18 protein-coding genes are annotated in these 22,659 nt (G+C 72.7%); 16 read left to right on the forward strand and 2 right to left on the reverse strand.

Annotation, left to right across the window (positions count from 1 at the left end):
• Positions 1-402: 402 nt before the first annotated feature.
• The gene (locus VT52_RS27595) at positions 403-1,254 is read right to left on the reverse strand and encodes an IS701 family transposase (protein ID WP_053055492.1); all 852 of its coding nucleotides are present in this window, start codon (positions 1,252-1,254) and stop codon (positions 403-405) included.
• A gap of 1 nt (position 1,255) precedes the next feature.
• On the opposite strand from VT52_RS27595, the gene VT52_RS27600 reads away from it, so the two are divergent.
• From VT52_RS27600 to VT52_RS27610, 3 genes are all read left to right on the forward strand, one after another.
• Positions 1,256-1,513 (forward strand): Scr1 family TA system antitoxin-like transcriptional regulator, encoded by a 258-nt coding sequence (locus tag VT52_RS27600; protein ID WP_046420720.1) that lies wholly within the window; start codon positions 1,256-1,258, stop codon positions 1,511-1,513.
• Complete coding sequence (locus VT52_RS27605) at positions 1,510-1,689, forward strand: DUF397 domain-containing protein (RefSeq protein WP_046420722.1); 180 nt, start codon at positions 1,510-1,512, stop codon at positions 1,687-1,689. Before VT52_RS27600 ends, VT52_RS27605 begins: the two co-directional genes overlap by 4 nt.
• 151 nt (positions 1,690-1,840) lie before the next feature.
• Positions 1,841-2,743, forward strand: coding sequence for an RpnC/YadD family protein (locus tag VT52_RS27610; protein ID WP_046420725.1), 903 nt, complete (start codon positions 1,841-1,843; stop codon positions 2,741-2,743).
• Positions 2,744-2,803: 60 nt separating this feature from the next.
• Here VT52_RS27610 and serC read toward each other — a convergent pair whose 3' ends face one another.
• Positions 2,804-3,922: a phosphoserine transaminase gene (serC, locus tag VT52_RS27615; RefSeq protein WP_046420727.1), complete on the reverse strand. Its 1,119-nt coding sequence runs from the start codon at positions 3,920-3,922 to the stop codon at positions 2,804-2,806.
• 179 nt (positions 3,923-4,101) lie between these two features.
• On the opposite strand from serC, the gene VT52_RS27620 reads away from it, so the two are divergent.
• The 13 genes from VT52_RS27620 to VT52_RS27680 all read left to right on the forward strand — a co-directional run bounded on the left by VT52_RS27620 (position 4,102) and on the right by VT52_RS27680 (position 22,596).
• On the forward strand, positions 4,102-7,116 hold the full coding sequence (locus tag VT52_RS27620; protein ID WP_240509897.1) for an FAD-binding and (Fe-S)-binding domain-containing protein: 3,015 nt from the start codon (positions 4,102-4,104) through the stop codon (positions 7,114-7,116).
• Positions 7,117-7,184: 68 nt separating this feature from the next.
• Complete coding sequence (locus tag VT52_RS27625) at positions 7,185-8,306, forward strand: lipid II:glycine glycyltransferase FemX (protein WP_046420729.1); 1,122 nt, start codon at positions 7,185-7,187, stop codon at positions 8,304-8,306.
• A 155-nt stretch (positions 8,307-8,461) separates the two neighbouring features.
• Positions 8,462-9,391 (forward strand): EamA family transporter, encoded by a 930-nt coding sequence (locus VT52_RS27630; RefSeq protein ID WP_046420730.1) that lies wholly within the window; start codon positions 8,462-8,464, stop codon positions 9,389-9,391.
• A 345-nt stretch (positions 9,392-9,736) separates the two neighbouring features.
• Positions 9,737-10,948 (forward strand): hypothetical protein, encoded by a 1,212-nt coding sequence (locus VT52_RS27635; protein WP_046420733.1) that lies wholly within the window; start codon positions 9,737-9,739, stop codon positions 10,946-10,948.
• Between the two features lie 120 nt (positions 10,949-11,068).
• The gene (locus VT52_RS27640) at positions 11,069-11,908 is read left to right on the forward strand and encodes a TIGR03084 family metal-binding protein (RefSeq protein WP_046420735.1); all 840 of its coding nucleotides are present in this window, start codon (positions 11,069-11,071) and stop codon (positions 11,906-11,908) included.
• Positions 11,905-13,575 (forward strand): acyclic terpene utilization AtuA family protein, encoded by a 1,671-nt coding sequence (locus tag VT52_RS27645; protein ID WP_046420738.1) that lies wholly within the window; start codon positions 11,905-11,907, stop codon positions 13,573-13,575. Before VT52_RS27640 ends, VT52_RS27645 begins: the two co-directional genes overlap by 4 nt.
• Positions 13,572-15,170: an acyl-CoA carboxylase subunit beta gene (locus VT52_RS27650; RefSeq protein WP_046420740.1), complete on the forward strand. Its 1,599-nt coding sequence runs from the start codon at positions 13,572-13,574 to the stop codon at positions 15,168-15,170. The genes VT52_RS27645 and VT52_RS27650 overlap by 4 nt, the downstream gene beginning before the upstream one ends.
• Positions 15,171-15,175: 5 nt before the next feature.
• Positions 15,176-17,017, forward strand: coding sequence for an acetyl/propionyl/methylcrotonyl-CoA carboxylase subunit alpha (locus tag VT52_RS27655; RefSeq protein ID WP_046420742.1), 1,842 nt, complete (start codon positions 15,176-15,178; stop codon positions 17,015-17,017).
• 55 nt (positions 17,018-17,072) lie between these two features.
• A complete protein-coding gene (locus VT52_RS27660) occupies positions 17,073-18,233 on the forward strand; it encodes an acyl-CoA dehydrogenase family protein (protein ID WP_046420744.1) in 1,161 nt (386 codons plus the stop codon).
• A gap of 22 nt (positions 18,234-18,255) precedes the next feature.
• Positions 18,256-19,824 (forward strand): 4-coumarate--CoA ligase family protein, encoded by a 1,569-nt coding sequence (locus tag VT52_RS27665; RefSeq protein ID WP_046420746.1) that lies wholly within the window; start codon positions 18,256-18,258, stop codon positions 19,822-19,824.
• Entirely contained in the window at positions 19,821-20,558 is a 738-nt protein-coding gene (locus VT52_RS27670; RefSeq protein ID WP_046420748.1) for an enoyl-CoA hydratase family protein, read from the forward strand. The genes VT52_RS27665 and VT52_RS27670 overlap by 4 nt, the downstream gene beginning before the upstream one ends.
• 4 nt (positions 20,559-20,562) lie before the next feature.
• On the forward strand, positions 20,563-21,189 hold the full coding sequence (locus tag VT52_RS27675; RefSeq protein WP_046420750.1) for a TetR/AcrR family transcriptional regulator: 627 nt from the start codon (positions 20,563-20,565) through the stop codon (positions 21,187-21,189).
• A 375-nt stretch (positions 21,190-21,564) separates the two neighbouring features.
• Complete coding sequence (locus VT52_RS27680) at positions 21,565-22,596, forward strand: isopenicillin N synthase family dioxygenase (RefSeq protein WP_046420752.1); 1,032 nt, start codon at positions 21,565-21,567, stop codon at positions 22,594-22,596.
• The last annotated feature ends 63 nt before the right edge of the window (positions 22,597-22,659 follow it).

Raw genomic sequence — 22,659 nt, forward strand, 5'->3', positions numbered from 1 at the left:
CAACGGTTGCGGCATATCGGTGCGGGCCAGTTGATCCAGCCCCGGCGGCATGGGAGAAGATAAGAGGGCAGGCACGGTCTTCACTTGTGATCATGGGACTTCGACACTCACATGATCACGCAGACCGTGCCTGCAGCCGCATCCGGACCTACCTACAACCGACATGACGGCCCATCAGCGAATCAACCGCCCAACTCGCGAGCACGCAACGGCCCTGCCCGCTGAACTCCCGCCGAAAGGCTCTGTCACGTTGGCCGGTGGGTGAGATGGTCTTCGGGTTGGTCGCGGGTGGGAGGGGTCTCTCGTGGAGAGCGTGTCGCCGTCGTACAGGGGCCACCGCTACCCGGCGGAGGTCATCGCGCACTGCCACGGCAGCTGTAAGTCTTGATCCACGGGCTTCGGTCACGTGGCTGCCGCGGCGGTGATGTTGTTCCACCGGCGGTGGGCCTCGGTGGCCTGGTGCTGGTGATGGCGGCGCCAGGCGGACCGGTGCAGGATGTGGTCCCGGTCGCGTCGGGGTTGCGGAAGCGCGATGATCCGCAGGATGGCCAGGAGTTCGCGAACGCTGGCCGGGGCGAGTTCCAGACTGTGTCTGGCTGCGTCGGCGGTGCGGGTGCGGGCGTGGGTGACGGCGAGGACGGCGGCGGCGAACAGGCTGACCAGGCTCCAGCGCATCCAGGAGGTCCAGCAGGTCACCTGGCCCTGGTCGAGTCCGGCCCTGGCCGGGACCTTCGCAGCCCGCTGTGTGGCCGTGAAGCGGCCGACGGCGGTGGTGGCGCGATGGGCGGCCTTGACTGCCAGGGTGTAGTCGAAGCCCACGGTGCGGGCGGTGCGGCGCAACTCCTGGCTGCCGTAGACCTCGTCACCGGTGAACCATCGGGCGGCAAGGCCCAGTTCACGGGCACGGTGCAGCATCGCGGCGGCCAGCTGCGGCTTGGTGGCGAAGGTGATCTCGTCGGGCACGTGCCGCAGCAGCCGACATTCTTCGTCTTCGGCCCAGGCCGCCGGCAGGTACAGCTGACGGTCGATGAGTGCGTGACCGTGCACGGAGTCGTAGGCGAGATGGACGGCGACCTGGCACAGACCCACCCCGCCCAGCGCACCGGAGTACTGGTGGGATGCACCCACGCAGTCGGTGGAGGACTTCTCATCGCCCGTCTCGTCCACGACCAGCACGGCCTCGTCGTCGGTGAGTTCGCCCGCCGTCCAGACGGCGAGATGATCGCGGGCCAGGTGGAAGCGGAAGAATGTCACCGTGCAGGTTCTGCCGCTCAGCGCGGGCGTTCTGGCCGGTTACTCCTCCGCCTTCTGCTCCTTCAGCTTCGGCGAGGAGCCGACGGTCGAAGCGGTGGCCATGGACAATCTTCGAGGCACCTCGGTCCTCGAAGGGGCAGAGGATCTCGCCGCTTACGCCAATGCGTACGACCTACTACGATCGGCGGCGTTGACGCCGGACGCGAGCGCGAAGCTCATCCGGGGCGTACTGCGGAGCTTGAAGGAAGACACATCGTGACCGAGGTCGTAAGCCCCTTCTGGAAGTCGTCGTACTCGGGGCAGGAGAACGCTTGCGTCGAGGTCGCCGACACGGCCCCCGCCGGTCGAGCCGTCCGCGACAGCAAGCAGGACAACGGCCCCCTCCTCACCGTCTCCCGCGAGACCTGGCAGGCCTTCCTCCGCCAGTTCTCGTAGGCCATATACAACGACGAAGGGCGTCCGGCGGATAATCGCCGGGCGCTCTTCTCGCTGTCGTTGGCATATCCCGAAGGCGTATTTACTCATCCGGTTGACCGCACTGCCATACGCCAGTGCAGACCGCTCTCACATGACTACGTTCCGGCATATGGTCAGTTCACCGCAGGACACGATGCATCAGATCTTCCGCAAGGAGCCGGATCTGTTAGCCCGTCTCCTGCCGCGGGCGGGCATCGCGTTTCGCGAGTACGACTCGATCGAAGCTCTGGACACCGACCTGACCGAGATCAGACTGTCGGAACGGCGGGTGGACAGCCTCTTCCGGGTGCGCACGGTCGGCGACGAGGGCGGCTTTCTGCCCGCGGTCGACTCGCAGGGCAGGCCGGACCCGGACAAGCGCAACAACTGGACGTACTACTTGGCCTACATGTACGCCAAGTACCGCCTGCCGCCCGTCCTGCTGGTGGTGTGCCAGGACAGGACGACGGCGTCCTGGGCGGCGGAGCCCATCAGCGTGGGCAGCGGTTTCCACACCAGCATGCGGGTCTTCCCGCTGGTGCTGGGGCCGAAGAGCCTGCCCGTGATCAACGATCTGGAGGAGGTGGCGAAGGACGGTCCCGCCACCGCGTTCTCGGTGCTCGCTCATGCCAAGGAGCCGGGTCTGCTTGCGATACCGGACGAGGTCGGGCCGGCGGTGGGGCCCCACAAGGACTGGGCGGAGATCATCGAGGTCGGTCTGGGCGAGGGCCCGGCCCGTGACTACTGGAGGAAGCTGATGGCCACGCACACCCCGGTCTTCCCCGGCAACGACACCGTGATGGAGGAGGCGTGGTGCAAGGTCCACGCCGACGGCGAGGCCAAGGGCGAGGCCAAGGTCGTCCTCCGGGTTCTCGGCGCGGGGGGTATCGAGGTTTTTGAGTCCGTCCGGGAGCGCGTCATGGCCTGTGCCGAGCTGGAGATGCTGGAGACCTGGCTCGACCGCTCCCTGACCGTGACGAGCGCCGAGGAACTGTTCGCCGGGGACGGGGAACAATGCAGCCGGACCCTGTGACGACGAGCGGGCGCCCGGCGGAACGAGCCGCCGGGCGCCCTCACCGTCGTAGCCGAGAGGTCAGAGCTTCTCGATGACGTAGTCGATGCACTTGGTCAGTGCCTCGACATCGGCCGGGTCGATCGCCGGGAACATGGCGACACGCAGCTGGTTGCGGCCGAGCTTGCGGTAGGGCTCGGTGTCGACGATGCCGTTGGCGCGCAGCACCTTGGCGATGGCGGCGGCGTCGATGTCGTCGGAGAAGTCGATCGTGCCGATGACCGCGGAGCGCTTCGCCGGGTCGGTGACGAAGGGGCTGGCGAACTTGACGTCCTCGGCCCAGTTGTAGAGCGTGCGCGCCGAGGTGGCGGTGCGGCGGACCGCGAAGTCCAGGCCGCCCTGGCCGTTGAGCCACTCCAGCTGCTGGTCGAGCAGGAAGAGCGTGGCGAGGGCCGGGGTGTTGTACGTCTGGTTCTTGCGGGAGTTGTCGATCGCCGTGGGCAGCGAGAAGAACTCCGGGATGTGCCGGCCGGACGCGTGGATCCGCTCCGCGCGCTCGATCGCGGCGGGGGAGAAGACACCGATCCACAGGCCGCCGTCGGAGGCGAAGGACTTCTGCGGGGCGAAGTAGTAGACGTCGGTCTCGGCGATGTCGACCGGCAGGCCGCCCGCGCCGGAGGTCGCGTCCACCAGGACGAGGGAACCCTCGTCGGCGCCGGCCACCCGCTGGATGGGCATGGCGACACCGGTGGACGTCTCGTTGTGGGTGAAGGCGTACACGTCGACGCCCGCCTCGGCCCGTGCGTCCGGGTGGGTGCCCGGGTCGGTGGCGATCACCGTCGGCTCGGCCAGCCACGGCGCGAGCTTGGCGGCCTTGGCGAACTTGGAGGAGAACTCGCCGAAGTTGAGGTGCTGGGACTTGTTCTCGATCAATCCGTGGGTGGCGATGTCCCAGAAGGCGGTGGAGCCGCCGTTGCCGAGGACGACCTCGTAGCCCTCGGGAAGGGAGAACAGCTCGGAGATCCCCTCGCGGACCTTACCGACCAGGTTCTTGACGGGCGCCTGGCGGTGGGAGGTGCCGAGCAGGGAGCTTCCGGTGGCGGCGAGCGCGTCGAGCGCCTCGGTCCGCACCTTGGAGGGGCCCGCGCCGAAACGACCGTCGGCGGGCTTGATGTCAGCGGGAATCTGGATGTCGGCCACGACTCGGAGGGTATCGGGTGGGCGAAACGGGACGGAACCGTGTCCGTCGGATGAGACGAGATCGCCAGGACAGAGAATTGTCGTGTCGTACGACGATTTCGGGTGCGTTGGTACGACGATCGAGGCGGGGCTGTGGATAACCTTCGATGACGGTCGGTGATCGGATGCATCCTGAACGCATGACGGATCGCACGGACGGGATGAACCCCTCGACCCCCGACGCCTCCTCGACCCCGGAAGCCTCCTCGACCTCCGACGCCCCCTTGGCTCCCTCTGCCCGCTCGGCCCTCGAAGCGGAGCTGCGGGCGAACCTCCGCGGCGAGGTCCGCTTCGACGCCGCCGCCCGCGCGCTCATGACCATGGACGCCTCCAACTACCGGCGCGTCCCCGCGGGAGTGGTCGCCCCCCGGGACGCCGGGGACGTGGCGGCGGCACTGGAGGTGTGCCGGGCCCGCGGAGTGCCGGTGGTCGCCCGCGGCGGGGGTACGTCGATCGCCGGGCAGGCCACGGGCACGGGGGTCGTACTGGATTTCACGCGCCACATGGACCGTCTGGTCGAGCTGGACCCGGGCACGCGCACGGCCGTCGTGCAGCCCGGCCTGGTCCTCGACAGCCTCCAGCGCGCCGCCGCCCCGCACGGGGTGCGCTTCGGCCCCGACCCGTCGACGCACAGCCGCTGCACCCTCGGCGGAATGATCGGCAACAACTCCTGCGGCTCCCACTCGGTGGCCTGGGGGACGACCGCCGACAACGTCGCGGAGCTGGACGTCCTCACCGCGCGCGGCCGGCGGCTGCGGCTCGGGCCGGGATGGGCCGGCGCGCCCGAGGGGCTGCGGGAGCTGGCGGAGGGCGAGTCGGCCCGGTTGCGCACCGGCTTCCCTGACCTGCCCCGCCGCATCTCCGGATACGCGCTGGACGCGCTGCTGCCGGAGCGGGGCGCCGACGTGGCCCGCTCCTTCTGCGGCTCCGAGGGCACCCTCGGCATCCTGACCGAGGCGGTCGTGCGCCTGGTCGAGGCCCCACCGGCCCGCGCGCTGGCGGTCCTGGGGTACGGCGACGAGAGCGCCGCCGCCGAGGCCGCCGCCGGTCTGCTGCCGCACGGCCCGCTGACGGTGGAGGGCATGGCCGCCGACCTGGTGCCCCCGGGGGCCGGACTGCCCGAGGGCGGCGCCTGGCTGTTCGTGGAGACCGGCGGGGAGTCGCGGGCGGCGGCCCGTGCCCGCGCGGCGGAGATCGTCCGGGCCGCCGATGTCGTGGACGCCCTCGTGGTCACCGACCCCGCCGCCCAGCAGGTCCTGTGGCGCATCCGCGAGGACGCGAGCGGCACGGCGACACGGATGCCGGACGGCTCCGAGGCCTGGCCCGGCTGGGAGGACTGCGCGGTGCCCCCCGCCCGGCTCGGCGCCTACCTGCGCGACTTCCGCGCTCTGCTCTCCTCCCACGGTCTGCGCGGCACCCCGTACGGCCACTTCGGCGACGGATGCATCCACGTCCGCATCGACTTCGACCTGCTCACCGAGCCCGGCATCGGCCGGTTCCGGCGCTTCTCGGAGGAACTGGCCGACCTGGTGGTCGCCCACGGCGGCTCGCTGTCCGGGGAACACGGCGACGGCCAGGCCCGCGCGGAACTGCTGCCCCGGATGTACGGCGCCGAGACGGTGCGGCTGTTCGAGCGCGCCAAGGCCCTCTGGGACCCGGACGACCTGCTCAACCCCGGCATGCTGGTCCGCCCCGCCCCGCTCGACGGCAACCTCCGCTTCTCCGTGCTGCCGGCCGGACCCGTGGACGTGGCCTTCGGCTACCCGGCCGACGGCGGCGACTTCCGCGCGGCCGTCCGCCGCTGCGTCGGCGTGGCCAAGTGCCGTACGACCACCGCGGCAGGCCCCGCCGTGATGTGCCCGTCGTTCCGGGCGACCGGCGAGGAGGAGCACTCCACCCGGGGCCGGGCCCGGCTGCTGCACGAGATGCTGGCGGGGGAGGTGATCACCGACGGCTGGCGCTCCACCGAGGTCCGCGACGCCCTCGATCTCTGCCTCGCCTGCAAAGGCTGCCGCACGGACTGCCCGGTCGGCGTCGACATGGCCACCTACAAGGCCGAGTTCCTGTACCACCACTACGCGGACCGGCGCCGCCCCGCCGCCCACCACAGCATGGGCCGGCTGCCCGAGTGGCTGCGCCTGATCGCCCGGACCCGTACGGCGCCTCTGCTCAACGCGCTCGCCGCCGTCCCGCCCCTGGCGGCCGTGGCGAGACGCCTCGGCGGAATCGCGCCCGAGCGGCGGCTCCCCCGGCTCGCCCGGACGACCTTCACCAGCTGGTGGCGGCGCCGGGAGCCCGCGCGGACCGAGGGCACCGGGGACCTGGTCGTCCTCTGGCCGGACACCTTCACCGAGCATCTGTCCCCCTCGGTCGGCCGCGCGGCCGTCCGCGTCCTGGAGGCCGCGGGGCTGCGGGTGGCCCTCCCCCCGGCCCGGCCGCCGCGCCGCGGCCCGTCGGCGCCCGCGCGTGCCACCGCCGGCGGCCCGGCCCGCTCCCTCCTGCCGGCCCGCCGCGCCCGTGTCTGCTGCGGGCTGACCTACGTCTCCACCGGCCAGCTCGACCGGGCCCGTGCGGTGCTGCGCCGCACCCTCGACCTGATGGAGCCGGTGCTGCGCGCGGGCGCCCCCGTCGTCGTACTGGAGCCGAGCTGCGCGGCCGCCCTGCGCACCGACCTCCCGGAACTCCTGTACGACGACCCGCGCGCGGCCCGGCTCGCCGCCGTCGTCCTGACCTTCGCCGAGGCCCTGGAGCGGCACGCCCCGCAGTGGACCCCGCCCGCCGTGGACCGGCCCGCCGCCGGTCAGACCCACTGCCATCAGCACGCGGTCCTCGGCGACGCCCCGGACCGCCGGCTGCGCGAATCGGCCGGGCTCACCGGGGAACTCTCGGGCGGGTGCTGCGGCCTGGCCGGCGACTTCGGCTTCGAGAGGGGCCACTTCGAGGTCTCCCGGGCCTGCGCCGAGGAGCAGCTGCTGCCCTCGATACGCACGGCGGCCCCGGACACCGTGGTCCTGGCCGACGGCTACTCCTGCCGCACCCAGCTGGAGCAACTGGGCGGAGTGCGCGGACGGCACCTGGCGGAGGTGCTGGCCGAGGCGCTGGACCGGGACGCGGGCTCCCCGGCCCCGGACACGGGCGCGGGGGAGGGGCGATGACGGCCCGCCGTCGGACGGCCGCCTCCTTAGGGTGGGGGTGATCAGCGAACCGTGAAGGAGCCACGCGTATGAGCCTCACCGTCCGTCCGGTCACCCGGGCCGAACACCTCGCCTTCGTGGCGGCCCGTCCCTCGGCCAGCCACCTCCAGCTGCCGTCCTGGGGGGACGTGAAGCCGGACTGGCGGGCGCGGAGCCTGGGGTGGTTCGAGGCGGACGGGCGGCTCGTCGGGGTGGGTCTGGTGCTGCTGCGGTCGCTGCCCAAGGTGAAGCGGTATCTGGCCTATCTGCCGGAGGGGCCGGTCATCGACTGGGCGGCGCCCGATCTGGAGCGCTGGCTGGACCCGATGCTGGCCCACCTCAAGGGGCTGGGCGTCTTCTCGGTGAAGATGGGCCCGCCCGTGGTGGTGCGGCGGTGGAGCCCGGAGGCGGTCAAGGCCGCCATCGCCGACCCGGACGCGCACCGGCTGCGGGACGCGCCGCCGACCTCCGAGGAGCCGGAGGCGCTCGCCCTCGTCGACCGGCTGTGCCGGACGGGCTGGCGGCAGACCGAGCCCGGCGGGGAGGACGGTTTCGCCGCGGGGCAGCCCCGGTACGTCTGCCAGGTGCCGTTCGCCGGGCGGTCCCTGGAGGACATCCAGCGCGGGCTCAACCAGCAGTGGCGGCGCAACATCAAGAAGGCCGAGAAGGCTGGGGTGAAGATCGTACGGGGGGACTACGAGGACCTGCCGGCCTTCTACGGGCTGTACGCGGAGACGGCGGAGCGGGACCGCTTCATCCCGCGCCCGCTGCCGTACTTCCAGCGGATGTGGACGGCGCTCACCGCCGAGGACCCCGACCGGATGCGGCTGTACCTCGCGCAGCACGACGGCGAGGTGCTGGCCGCGGCCACGATGCTGATCGTCGGCGGCCATGTCTGGTACTCCTACGGCGCCTCCACCAGCCGCAGGCGGGAGGTGCAGCCCAACAACGCCATGCAGTGGCGGATGATGTGCGACGCCCATGAGCTGGGCGCCCATGTCTATGACTTCCGGGGCATCACCGACACCCTGGAGGAGTCCAACCACCTCCTCGGCCTGCTCCGTTTCAAGGTGGGCGCGGGCGGCGGGGCGGCGGAGTACGTGGGCGAGTGGGACTTCCCGCTGAACCGTCTGCTGCACAAGGCGTTCGACGTGTATATGGCGCGCCGCTGAGGGAGGCGCCGGGCTGGGTGACCGTCATACGAGAGGGGCGGATCTCAGCATCCAGGACAGTGTCATGAGAGGTTCACACTCCTGACGGGGTCTACTACCCTGGACCCGGTAGTACAGAGAGATGTACATGATCTGAGCCGAGCACCGGGACCGCCGTGACCACCGTCAACACCCCCAGCGCCACTTCCGGGTCGTCCGTGGGGACGCCGGGCGCCCCGGGCGCCCCGGGCCGCCTCGGCCCGGTGGGGCTGGTGCTGGCCGGCGGGGTCTCGGTGCAGTTCGGCGGCGCCCTCGCGGTGACGCTGATGCCGAGGGCGGGCGCGCTGGGCGTGGTGACGCTCAGGCTCGTCGCGGCGGCCGTGGTCCTGCTGCTGTTCTGCCGGCCCCGGCTGCGCGGTCACTCGCGCGCGGACTGGGGCACGGTGATCGCCTTCGGTGTCGCGCTGGGCGGCATGAACAGCCTGTTCTACGAGGCCGTGGCCCGTATCCCGCTCGGCCCCGCCGTCACCCTGGAGGTGCTCGGCCCGCTCGCGCTCTCGGTGGTGTCCTCCCGCCGCCTGGTCAACGTCGTGTGGGCGGCGCTCGCCCTGGGCGGTGTGTTCCTGCTCGGCGGCGGGGGCTTTCGCGGACTGGACCCCGTCGGGGTGGGCTTCGCGCTGGGCGCGGGCGTGATGTGGGCGGCGTACATCGTCTTCAGCGCGCGCACCGGCCGGCGCTTCCCGCAGGCGGACGGGCTGGCGCTGGCCATGACGGTCGCGGCGCTGCTCGTCCTGCCGCTCGGTATCGACTCGGCCGGCGACCGCCTCCTCGACCCTGTCACGCTCGGCCTCGGCGCGGCGGTGGCCGTGCTCTCCTCGGTCCTGCCCTACACCCTCGAACTCCTGGCCCTGCGCAACCTGCCCGCCGCCACCTTCGCCGTCCTGATGAGCCTGGACCCGGCCCTCGCGGCCACCGCCGGCTTCCTCATCCTCGGCCAGGCCCTCTCCGCCTCGCAGATCGCCGCCATCGCCCTGGTCGTCGCCGCGAGCATCGGCGCGGTGCGCACCCAGGTGGGCCGGTCCAGGACGCCCGTCCTGGACGCGTAGGGGCCGCAGGGCTCCTCATCACCCGCACGGGGGAGCGGTCCGGCGGCGGTCACCACGCGCCGGTCTTCTGCCACCCGGGCACGCCCCCGATGGTCACCGGTACCGCCGTCCGGCCCGGCCCGGCGCGCGGCCGCCCTCCCCGGCGAGTCCCGCCAGGAACTCCACGGCCGACGGCTGGAACGGCTGGAACGGCTGGAACGGCGGGGGGTGTGGCCCGGTGGTGGCGGGGTGGCCGAATGGGCAGGGGTGGGACCGGGCCGGGGCGGTGGCGATGTGTACGTTGGCGGGGAGGGGTCCGTGGCGTCCTCGCGGGGCGTCGGCAACAGGCAGGGGAAACAGGAACGCATGGCACGTGTCGCCGTCATCACCGCGCCCAACATCGGCTACCGCAACACCGGGATGCTGACCGTCGACCTGGCCTTCGAGGCGATGCGGCGGCGGACGGGGGACGGGGTGGAGGCGAGCTGGTACACGCTGCACCTGCCGCAGACCGTGCCCCTGCGCGGGCTGCGGGAGGGCGTGCGCGGCGCGGAACTCCCCTTCAGGTTCCGGTCGTTGATCGACGAGGTCGACACCCTGCGCGAGCACGACGCGGTCGTCTTCTGGGGCGACTTCCTGCACGCCCGGCACTACCTCGACCAGGACGCCTCCAACCGGCTCCTCGACTACGGGCTCGTCAAGGACCGGGACGCCGCCCGGAGCCTGCTCGGCCGGACCCTGCTGCTCGCCGACCAGCCGGACGAACTGCTCGACCGCACCCTCAGCTACGGCGGCACGATCCTGCACAACACGCAGTCGGACTACGAGGACAAGGAGTACGGCCCCTCGTTCACGCGGCTGATGACGCGCAGCCACCGCGTCTGGGTGCGCGATCCGCTGTCGGCGGCCAAGCTGGGGCATCTGCGCGGGGACCGTACGACCGACCACTTCGGCTCCGACGCGGCCCTGCTGAACCGCCCCGGCGACCTGGACTGCCTCCCGGTCACGCCCTGGTCCCAGGACCTCCCGGACGGCGGCGCGATCGGGGTGTTCCTCGGCGCCCGTACGAGGATCCCCGCCTGGCTCCCCGGCTTCTGCCAGGGGCTCGCGGAGCGGCTGGGCGCGCCCCTGGAATGGATCCCCTGGTTCGACGGGGAGGCCCCGTGCCAGGTCGGGCACCTGCCCGTCCGGCCCGGCTCCCCCACCGTCGGCGACCTGCTCGGTGTCCTGCCCCGCTACCGTCTCGTCATCACCGACACCTACCACCTGTGCGTCAACGCCTGGGGCGCCGGCACCCCGGTGGTCTGCGTCGGCGCGCCCGCGCCGGTGCCGACGACCGACCGCGACTACCTGACGCTCAGCGACGTGAAGAAGCACGTCCTGCACATGGCCTACGACGCGGCCGACTTCTACCTCCCCACCGCCGACGACAGCCCCGAGGGGCACGAGCGGCGGGCCGAGCGGATCGTCCGGCTGGTGGAGGGCGGGGGAGCGGCCGCCGTGGCCGAGCGGATCCGCGAGCACGCCGACCACTCGGCCGACTCCTTCACACGGACTCTCGCCTCGCTCCTCGGGTGAACCCGGGTCCGTCCCCGGAGAGGAAGACCTTCGCCGGTCAGTGCGGTGCCTGCCAAGGCCGGTCGAATAAATCATGCAAGCACGCTTGATTGTTTCCGTACCCGCTGCCATGCTCCCCTCATGGCCGACCCGACGCCCGTCATCGACGACCTGCGTGCCGAGAGCGAAGAACTGGACCGGATCGTCGCCCGGTCGACGCCCGAGCAGTGGGCGCGCGCCACTCCCGCGCCCGGCTGGACCGTCGCCCACCAGATCGCCCATCTCGCCTGGACCGACCGCGCGGCGCTGGCCGCCGTCACCGACGCGGACGCGTTCCGCGCGCTGGTCGAGAAGGCCCTCGCCCGCGACGCCTCCTTCGTGGACGAGGGCGCGGAGGAGAGCGCCGGGCTGCCGCCCGCGGAGCTCCTCGCGGCCTGGCGGTCCGGGCGCGACGCCCTCGACCGGGCCCTGCGCGCGGCCGAACCCGGTTCCCGCTTCCCCTGGTTCGGGCCGCCGATGGCCGTGGCCTCCATGGCCACCGCCCGCCTCATGGAGACCTGGGCCCACGGCCTGGACGTCGCCGAGGCGCTCGGCGTCCCCCGGGCCCCCACCGACCGCCTCGCCCACATCGCCCGACTCGGCGTGCGCACCAGGGACTTCGCGTACACGGTGCACGGACTCATCCCGCCGGCCGGGGAGTTCCGCGTCGAGCTCACGGCGCCGAGCGGCGCCGTGTGGGGCTACGGCCCCGAAGGCGCCCCGCAGCGCGTCACCGGACCGGCCCTCGACTTCTGCCTCCTCGTCACCCAGCGCGCCCACCGCGACGACCTCGCCCTGATCGCCGCGGGCCCGGACGCGGACCGCTGGCTGGACATCGCGCAGGCGTTCGCGGGCCCGCCGGGAAGCGGCCGGAAGGCGAGGGGGAGGACGGCGGAGAACCCGGTGGGACCAGACGGACCGGCGGCCGGAGTCGGCCGGTGAACCCGCTGCGGATAGGCAACTTCTCCGGCTTCTACGGCGACCGCTTCGACGCCCTGCGCGAGATGCTCACCGGCGGTGAACTCGACGTCCTCACCGGCGACTACCTCGCCGAACTCACCATGCTGATCCTCGCCCGCGACCGGCTGAAGGACCCCGGTGCCGGATACGCCCGCACCTTCGAGCGCCAGCTGGAGGACTGCCTCGGCCTGGTCCGGGAACGCCGGGTGCGGATCGTCACCAACGCGGGCGGGCTCAACCCCGCCGGACTCGCCGCGAGAATAGAAGAGTTGGGTGGACGGCTCGGCATCCCCCTGCGTGTCGCCCACGTCGAGGGCGACGACCTGACCGCCGCCCACCCCGGCGCCCTCGCCGCCCACGCCTACCTCGGCGGGTTCGGCATCGCCGAGTGCCTGCGGGCGGGCGCGGACATCGTCGTCACCGGGCGGGTGACCGACGCGGCCCTCGTCACCGGTCCCGCGGCGGCCCATTTCGGATGGGGTCCGGGGGAGTTCGACAAGCTGGCCGGGGCCGTCGTCGCCGGGCACGTCCTGGAGTGCGGGACGCAGGCCACCGGCGGGAACTACGCGTTCTTCCAGGAGGGCGACGTACGACGGCCCGGCTTCCCGCTCGCCGAGATCCATGCCGACGGCAGCAGCGTCATCACCAAGCACCCCGGCACCGGCGGGTTCGTGGATGTCGGCACGGTCACCGCGCAGCTGCTGTACGAGACCGGGGGCGCCCGGTACGCCGGCCCCGACGTCACCGCCCGCCTGGACAGCGTCCGGCTGAGCCAGGACGGCCCGGACCGGGTGCGGATCGAAGGGGTGAACGGCGAGGCGCCCCCGCCGGCCCTCAAGGTGGGGCTCAACCGGCTCGGGGGCTTTCGCAACGAGGTCGTCTTCGTGCTCACCGGGCTCGACGTCGAGGCCAAGGCCGCCCTCGTACGCGACCAGCTCGCCTTCGACAAGTCGGGGCCCGAAGAGGTCGGCTGGGAACTCGTCCGCACCGATCGCCCCGACGCCGACACCGAGGAGACCGCGAGCGCCCTGCTGCGTCTCGTCGTACGGGATCCGGACCAGCGGGTCGTCGGACGGGCGCTCAGCGGGGCGGCTATCGAGCTGGCGCTGGCCAGCTACCCCGGATTCCATGTGCTGGCCCCGCCCGGCAGGGGCGACCCCTACGGGATCTTCGAGGACGCCTACGTGCCCCAGGAGGAGGTGGCCCACACGGCCGTGCTCCCCGACGGGCGGACCACGAGGGTTCCCCCGCCCCCGATGACGCGTCCCCTGGACGAGGTACCGCACCCGGAGCCGCCCGGCCCGCCGCCGCCCGGTGCCACCCGCCGCGCCCCCCTCGGGCTCGTCGCCGGTGCCCGCAGCGGGGACAAGGGCGGGAACGCCAACGTGGGGGTGTGGGCCCGCACCGACGAGGCCTGGCGGTGGCTCGCGCACGAGCTGACGGTGGACCGGTTCCGGGAGCTGATCCCCGAGAGCCGCGACCTGCCCGTCACCCGCCACCTCCTTCCCGGGCTGCGCGCCCTGAACTTCGTCGTCGCCGGCATCCTCGGCGCCGGCGTCGCCTCCCGCCACCGCTTCGACCCGCAGGCCAAAGCCCTCGGCGAATGGCTGCGCTCCCGCCACCTGGACATCCCGGAGGCCCTCCTGTGACCGTCCTCGACACGGCCCTGGACACCCACCACCCCGACTACACGGCCCACCGCGAGGCCATGCTCGGCAAACTCGCCGAACTGGCGGGCGAACACGCCAAGGCGCTCGCGGGCGGTGGCGAGAAGTACGTCGAACGGCACCGTGGACGCGGCAAGTTGCCGGTCCGAGAGCGCATCGAGCTGCTCCTCGACCCGGACACGCCGTTCCTGGAGCTGTCCCCGCTCGCCGCCTGGGGCAGCGAGTACACCGTCGGCGCCTCACTCGTCACCGGCATCGGCGTGGTCGAGGGCGTGGAGTGCCTGATCACCGCCAACGACCCGACCGTGCGCGGCGGTGCCAGCAACCCATGGAGCCTGAAGAAGGCCCTGCGCGCCAACGACATCGCGTTCGCCAACCGGCTGCCCTGCATCAGCCTGGTGGAGTCGGGCGGCGCCGATCTGCCCTCGCAGAAGGAGATCTTCATCCCCGGCGGCGCCGTCTTCCGTGATCTGACCCGGCTTTCCGCCGCCGGCATCCCGACCGTGGCCGTCGTCTTCGGCAACTCCACGGCGGGCGGCGCCTACGTACCCGGCATGTCCGACCACGTGATCATGATCAAGGAACGGGCCAAGGTGTTCCTCGGCGGACCGCCGCTGGTGAAGATGGCCACCGGAGAGGAGAGCGACGACGAGTCCCTGGGCGGCGCCGAGATGCACGCCCGCGTCTCCGGGCTCGCCGACTACTTCGCCGTGGACGAGCGGGACGCCCTGCGGCAGGCCCGCCGGGTGGTCGCGCGGCTCAACCACCGCAAGGCGGCGGCCGATCCGGGCCCGGCCGAGCCGCCCAAGCACGACCCGGAGGAGCTGCTGGGCATCGTCCCCGGCGACCTCAGGACCCCCTTCGATCCGCGCGAGGTCGTCGCGCGGATCGTGGACGGCTCCGACTTCGACGAGTTCAAGCCGCTGTACGGCACCAGCCTGGTGACCGGCTGGGCCGCCCTGCACGGCTACCCCGTCGGCATCCTCGCCAACGCCCAAGGGGTGCTGTTCAGCGAGGAGTCGCAGAAGGCCGCCCAGTTCATCCAGCTCGCCAACCAGCGCGACATCCCGCTGCTGTTCCTGCACAACACCACCGGCTACATGGTCGGCAGCCAGTACGAGCAGGGCGGGATCATCAAGCACGGCGCGATGATGATCAACGCGGTGTCCAACTCCCGGGTCCCGCACCTCTCCGTCCTCATGGGCGCCTCCTACGGGGCCGGCCACTACGGCATGTGCGGCCGCGCCTACGACCCCCGCTTCCTGTTCGCCTGGCCCAGCGCCAAGTCCGCCGTCATGGGCCCGCAGCAGCTCGCCGGCGTGCTGTCGATCGTCGCGCGGCAGTCGGCGGCGGCGAAGGGGCAGCCGTACGACGAGGACGCGGACGCCGCCCTGCGCGCCATGGTGGAGCGGCAGATCGAGTCCGAGTCGCTGCCGATGTTCCTGTCCGGGCGGCTCTACGACGACGGCGTCATCGACCCGCGCGACACCCGTACCGTCCTCGGCCTGTGCCTGTCCGCGATCCACACCGCCCCCTACGAGGGCGCGCGCGGCGGCTTCGGCGTCTTCCGGATGTGAGGCCCATGATCCAGACACTGCTGGTCGCCAACCGCGGCGAGATCGCCTGCCGCATCTTCCGCACCTGCTCCGAGCTGGGCATCCGTACGGTCGCCGTGTACTCGGACGCCGATGAGCACGCGCTCCACACGCGCCGGGCGGACACGGCGGTACGGCTGCCGGGGGCGGCGCCCGCCGACACCTATCTGCGCGGCGACCTGATCGTGAAGGCCGCCCTCGCCGCCGGCGCGGACGCCGTGCACCCCGGATACGGTTTCCTCTCGGAGAACCCGGACTTCGCCCGCGAGGTCCTGGACGCCGGGCTGACCTGGATCGGGCCGCCCCCCGAGGCCATCGAGGCCATGGCCTCCAAGACGCGCGCCAAGCGGCTGATGGGCCTGGAACCCCTGGCGGAGGTCACCCAGGGGGACCTGCCGGTGCTGGTGAAGGCGGCGGCGGGCGGCGGCGGGCGCGGGATGCGGATCGTGCGCCGCCTGGACGAGCTCCGGGACGCCCTGGAAGGGGCGCGCGCCGAGGCCGCGAGCGCCTTCGGCGACGGCGAGGTGTTCGTGGAGCCGTACATCGAGAACGGCCGCCACGTCGAGGTGCAGATCCTCGCCGACACCCATGGCACCGTCTGGCCGCTCGGCACCCGCGACTGCTCCCTGCAGCGCCGCCACCAGAAGGTGATCGAGGAGGCCCCGGCGCCCGGCCTGCCCGAGCGGTCGGCACAGGAGCTGCGGACGCTGGCGGTACGGGCCGCGCGTGCCGTCTCCTACGTCGGCGCGGGCACCGTCGAGTTCCTGGTCGCCGGCGGCCGCGCGCACTTCCTGGAGATGAACACCCGCCTCCAGGTCGAACACCCGGTGACGGAGGCGGTGTTCGGGCTCGACCTGGTCGCCGAGCAGATCCGCGTCGCCGAGGGCCACGCCCTGGAGGAGGACCCGCCGGACCCGCGCGGCCACGCGGTCGAGGTCCGCCTGTACGCCGAGGACCCCGCGCGCGACTGGGCCCCGCAGACCGGCACCCTGCACCGGCTCGTCGTACCGCCCGGTGTGCGCCTCGACACCGGCTACGGCGACGGCGACCCCATCGGCGTGCACTACGACCCGATGCTCGCCAAGCTCGTCGCCCATGCCCCGACCCGTGCGGAGGCGGTCCGGCGGCTCGCGGGCGCCCTGGAATCGGCGCTGGTCCACGGCCCCGTCACCAACCGCGACCTGCTCGTCCGCTCGCTGCGCCACGAGGAGTTCACGTCCGGCCGCATGGACACCGGCTTCTACGACCGCCATCTCGCCTCGCTCACCGAGCCCGCCCCCGACCCGCTCGCCCCGCTCGCCGCCGCCCTCGCCGGTGCCCACGGCCGCTCCCGCTTCGGCGGCTGGCGCAACGTGCCGTCCCAGGACCAGGTCAAGCGGTACGAGGTGGCGGGGGAGGAGGTCGAGGTGCGGTACCGGCACACACGGCAGGGCCTCGACGCCGACGGGGTGCGGGTCGTACGCGCCGACGCGGGCACCGTCGTACTCGAAGTGGACGGCGTACGCCGGGGGTTCGCGGTGGCTCGGTACGGCGACGAGGTGCACGTGAACACCGAGCGGCTGATCGAGCTGCCCCGCTTCCCCGACCCCGCGGCCCAGCTCGCCCCGGGCTCCCTGCTGGCCCCGATGCCCGGCACGGTCGTACGTGTCGCCGAGGGCCTGACGGAGGGCGCGACGGTCACCGCCGGGCAGCCCCTGATCTGGCTGGAGGCGATGAAGATGCAGCACCAGATCTCGGCCCCGACCGCAGGCACCCTGACCTCCCTCCACGCCGAGCCGGGACAGCAGGTGGAGCCCGGCCTGCTGCTGGCGGTGGTGCGGCCGGCCTGAGGGCCGCGGGGAACTGCGCGAGCAACCACACACAACCCGCACGCGGAGGAAGCGCATGACCACCCTCATCGAATCCGAAGAGCACAAAGCACTCCGGTCCGCGGTGTCCGCCCTGGGCAACCGCTACGGCCGCGACTACCTCAGCCGTACCCTCGCCGAAGGCAAACCCCTCACCGAACTCTGGTCCGAGGCCGGCAAACTCGGCTACCTCGGTGTCAACCTGCCCGAGGAGCACGGCGGCGGAGGCGGCGGGATCACCGAACTCTCGATCGTGCTGGAGGAGCTGGGCGCCGCCGGCTCCCCCCTCCTGATGCTCGTCGTGTCCCCCGCCATCTGCGGCACCGTGATCGCCCGCTTCGGCACCGAGGCGCAGAAGCGCGACTGGCTACCCGGTCTCGCCGACGGCACGAAGCTGATGGCCTTCGGCATCACCGAACCCGACGCCGGTTCCAACAGCCACCGCATCACCACCACGGCCCGCCGCGACGGCGCGGACTGGCTGCTCACCGGCCGCAAGGTCTTCATCTCCGGGGTGGACATGGCCGACGCGGTACTGATCGTCGGCCGCACCGAGGACGCCCGCACCGGCCGCCTCAAGCCCTGCCTCTTCATCGTGCCGACGGACGCGCCCGGCTTCCAGAAGCGGCCCATCGACATGGAACTCAAGGCGGCCGAGAAGCAGTTCGAGCTGGTCCTGGACGACGTGCGACTGCCCGGGGAGGCGCTCGTCGGCGACGAGGACGCCGGGCTCCTCCAGCTGTTCGCGGGGCTCAACCCGGAGCGCATCATGACGGCCGCGTTCGCCGTCGGGATGGGCCGCTACGCGCTCGGCCGGGCCGTCGAGTACGCCCGCGACCGCACCGTCTGGAAGACGCCCATCGGCGCGCACCAGGCGATCGCGCACCCCCTGGCCCAGGCGCACATCGACCTGGAGCTGGCGCGGCTGATGATGCAGAAGGCCGCCCATCTCTACGACGCGGGCGACGACATCGGCGCGGGCGAGGCCGCCAACATGGCCAAGTACGCGGCCGGCGAGGCGTGTGTGAAGGCCGTCGACCAGGCGGTGCACACCCTTGGCGGCAACGGCCTCACCCGTGAGTACGGGCTCGCCTCGCTGATAACGGCCGCGCGCGTGTCTCGTATCGCGCCGGTGAGCCGGGAGATGATTCTCAACTACGTCTCCCACCAGAGTCTGGGCCTGCCCAAGTCGTACTGAAACGCAGCCGCTTGGAGGAACCGTGTTCCGCAGCGAGTACGCAAGTGTCCTGCCCGTCGACCTCCCCATCCACGATGCCGTGCTGGGCCACGCGGCCGGTTTCGGCGACCGGCCCGCGCTGGTCGACGGCACGGACGGGACCACGGTCACGTACGAGCAGCTGGACCGGTTCCACCGGCGGCTCGCCGCCGCGTTCGCCGAGGCGGGCGTGCGCAAGGGCGACGTCCTCGCCCTGCACAGCCCCAACACGATCGCCTTCCCGACCGCCTTCTACGCCGCCACCCGGGCGGGTGCCACCGTCACCACGGCCCATCCGCTCGCCACCGCCGAGGAGTTGGCGAAGCAGCTGCGGGACAGCGGGGCCCGCTGGCTCGTCACCGTCTCCCCGCTGCTGCCCACCGCCCGCCGCGCCGCCGAACTCGCCGGCTGCGTGCGGGAGGTCTTCGTGTGCGACAGCGCACCCGGGTACCGCTCGCTGATCGACATGCTCGGCACGACGGCGCCCGAGCCGGAGCCGGCGTTCGACGCCGCTAAGGACGTCGCGGCGCTGCCGTACTCCTCCGGCACCACCGGCGTGCCCAAGGGCGTGATGCTCACGCACCGGCAGATCGGCACCAACCTGGCCCAGTTGCAGTCGGTCGCGCCGACCCGGCCCGGTGAACGCATCCTCGCCGTACTGCCGTTCTTCCACATCTACGGCCTGACCGCCCTCATGAACGCGCCCCTGCGCCTGGGCAGCACGGTCGTCGTGCTGCCCCGCTTCGACCTGGAGACCTTCCTCGCCGCGATCGAGAAGCACCGCATCACCGGCCTCTACGTCGCCCCGCCGATCGTGCTCGCCCTGGCCAAGCACCCGGCGGTCACCCGCTACGACCTCTCCTGCCTGGAGTACGTCCTGTGCGCCGCCGCCCCGCTGGACGCCGGCCTCGCCCGCGCCTGCGCGCAGCGTCTCGGGCTGCCCCCGATCGGCCAGGCCTACGGCATGACCGAGCTGTCCCCGGGCAGTCATGTCGTGCCGCTCGACCGGCTGCACGACGCGCCCGCCGGAACCGTCGGAAAGCTGATCGCGGGCACCGAGATGCGGATCGTCGCCCTGGACGACCCCGGCCGGGACCTCGGCGCGGGCGAGACCGGGGAGATCCTGATCCGGGGGCCCCAGGTGATGAAGGGCTACCTCGGCCGGGCCGAGGCCACCGCCGCCCTGATCGACGCGGACGGCTGGCTGCACACCGGCGACGTGGGCCGGGTGGACGCCGACGGCTGGCTGTTCGTGGTGGACCGGGTGAAGGAACTCATCAAGTACAAGGGCTTCCAGGTGGCTCCCGCCGAACTGGAGGCCCTGCTGCTCACTCATCCCGGCATCGCCGACGCGGCCGTCGTCGGCCACTACGACGAGGACGGCAACGAGGTGCCGCACGCCTTCGTCGTCCGCCGGTCCGGGGGCGGCGAACCGACCGAGAACGACGTGCTGATCCACGTCGCCGAGCGCGTCGCACCGTACAAACGCGTCCGCAAGGTCACCTTCACCGACAGCGTGCCGCGCGCCGCCTCCGGGAAGATCCTGCGGCGCGAGCTCAGGGAGCGCATATGACCACGATCATCGGACGCTCGCGCACGCGCGGCGTCGAGACCCTCAGCCTGGACGCGACCGGCACGCGCAACGCGCTGTCCGCGAGCCTCGTCGCCGGCCTCGCCGCCGCGCTGGCCGAGTGCGGCGAGGACCCGGACGTACGGGCCGTCGTCCTCACGCACACCGGCAACACCTTCTCGGCCGGCGCGGACCTGCGCGAGCCGCCGCACCCGGACGCGCTGGTCGCGCTGCTGCGGCAGCTCGTCGAGCTGCCCAAGCCGGTCCTCGCCCGGGTCACCGGGCACGTCCGCGCGGGCGGCCTCGGCCTGCTCGCCGCCTGCGACCTCGCCTTCTCCGGCGCGGCGGCCACCTTCGCCTTCACCGAGGTGCGCATCGGGGTGGCCCCCGCGGTGATCTCGCTGCCGCTGCTGCCGCGCGCCGATCCGCGCGCCCTGGCCCGCCACTACCTCACCGGCGAGCACTTCGGCCCCGAGGAGGCCGTGCGCACCGGGCTGCTCACGGCCGTCGCCGAGGACGTGGACGAGGCCCTGGCGCCGGTCCTGGACGGGCTGCGCCGCTCCGCGCCCGAGGCCCTGGCGGAGACGAAACGGCTGCTCACGACTAGGGTGCTGGAAACGTTCGACCGGGACGCGGCCGATCTGACCGCGCTCTCGGCCCGCCTGTTCGCCTCAGACCAGGCCCGGGAGGGGATGACGGCCTTCCTGGAGAAGCGGGATCCGGCATGGGTGGTGTGAGCAGATGAGCACGACGGCGGACCGCGCCCGCGGGCCACGGGCGGACCGCGACCGGCGGCCCAAGCAGGACCGCAGCCGGGCCACCCGGCAGCGGCTCCTGGAGGCCGCGGTCGCCTGTCTCGCCGAACACGGCTGGGCGGGTTCCACGGTCGCCGTCGTCGCCGAGCGCGCCGGGGTCTCCCGGGGCGCTGCCCAGCACCACTTCCCGACCCGCGAGGACCTGTTCACGGCGGCCGTCGAGTACGTCGCCGAGGAGCGCTCCAGCGCGCTGCGCGAACTGTTCCCGAACGGCGCGGAGGGCGATCGCCGGGCCGTCGTCACCGCTCTGGTCGACCTCTACACCGGTCCCCTCTTCCGGGCCGCCCTGCAACTGTGGGTGGCCGCCTCCAACGAGGAGCAGCTGCGCGGCCGGGTCACCGAACTGGAGGCCCGCGTCGGCCGCGAGACCCATCGCATCGCCGTCGACCTGCTGCGCGCCGACGAGTCCCGGGCCGGCGTCCGCGAGACCGTCCAGGGCCTCCTCGACATGGCTCGCGGCCTCGGCCTCGCCAACGTCCTCACCGACGACACGGCCCGCCGCGAACGCGTGGTCGCCCAGTGGGCGGCCCTGGTGGAGACGTCGCTCGGCTGAGCCGCCGGGCCGTGGTCAGCGGCGGCCGGCGCGCGGCACCTGGCCGAGCGGGTGCTCGGCCTGCTCGTGACCGAGGGCCTTGTGCGGCCTGACCGCACCGACCACGTGCGTTCGTCGCCGGGTCCCGGCCGGTGGCGGCGGAGTGAGGCGGGCCACATCCCTCTCGCGGTGAGCGCAGTACTCTGGGCGCATGCTTCCGATGCTCGTTCGACGCCGCCACGTGGACTACGTGCGCGTCACGAGCATGGGCTGTCGGCGCCACGTCGCCTGATCCAGCCCCCAACTCGCTCTGCGCTCTGCACTCTTCATCTTCCGGCACCCGGGGGCCGCGCACCCCTGCGGCCACCCGTGCCCCGTACACCCTGCGGACACACCATGACCTCGCACATCGCGACGACCGCGTCGTACGCCCAGCTGCCCGTCATCGACCTCTCCGCCGCCGACCGCGGCCCCCGGAGCCGCGACCTGCTGCACGCCCGGCTGCACAGCGCCGCGCACGACGTCGGCTTCTTCCAGTTGGTCGGGCACGGCGTGACCAAGGCCGAGACCGACGCGCTGAGCACCGCCATGCGTGCCTTCTTCGAGCTCCCGGAGGCCGACCGGCTGGCGCTGGACAACGTCAACTCCCCCCACTTCCGCGGCTATACGCGCACCGGCGACGAACGCACCGGCGGCGCCCGGGACTGGCGCGACCAGCTGGACATCGGCGCCGAGCGCCCCGCCCGGGTCCCCGGTCCCGGTGAGCCGCCGTACTGGTGGCTCCAGGGCCCCAACCAGTGGCCGGCCGCCCTGCCCGAACTGCGCACCGCCGCCCTCGCCTGGATCGACCGGCTCAGCGCGGTCGCCCGGCGTCTGCTGCGCGAACTGCTGACCGCCATCGGCGCCCCCGCCGACTTCTACGACCCGATCTTCGGCGACCAGGCCCACCCGCACCTCAAGCTGGTCCGCTACCCGGGCAGCGCGGGCGACGGCGCGGAGCAGGGCGTCGGCGCCCACAAGGACTACGGCTTCCTCACGCTGCTGCTCCAGGACGGCGTCGGCGGCCTCCAGGTCCAGCGCGAGGACGGCCGCTTCCACGACGTGCCACCGCTGGAGAACGCCTTCGTCGTCAACCTCGGCGAACTCCTGGAGGTCGCCACCGACGGCTACCTCCTCGCCACCAACCACCGCGTGGTCAGCCCGGCGGGAGCGACGGAACGCTTCTCGGTCCCGTTCTTCTACAACCCGCGCCTGGACGGAAAGGTCGCCCCGCTCCCCTTCCCGGGCGCCACACGGGCCCCCGGCGTCACCACCGACCCGGCGAACCCCCTGTTCGCCGAGTACGGCTACAACGAGCTGAAGGGCAAGCTGCGGGCCCACCCGCTGGTGGCGGAGCGGCACCACGGGAGCCTGTTGGCCGCGGCCTGAGGCCTCTCGTCTGGATCAGGCCGGGCTCGCGGGGTCCGGCCTGATCCAGACGAAAGGCCCTGG

It is taken from the genome of Streptomyces malaysiense, assembly GCF_000980885.2.
Classification (GTDB): Bacteria; Actinomycetota; Actinomycetes; order Streptomycetales; family Streptomycetaceae; genus Streptomyces; species Streptomyces malaysiense.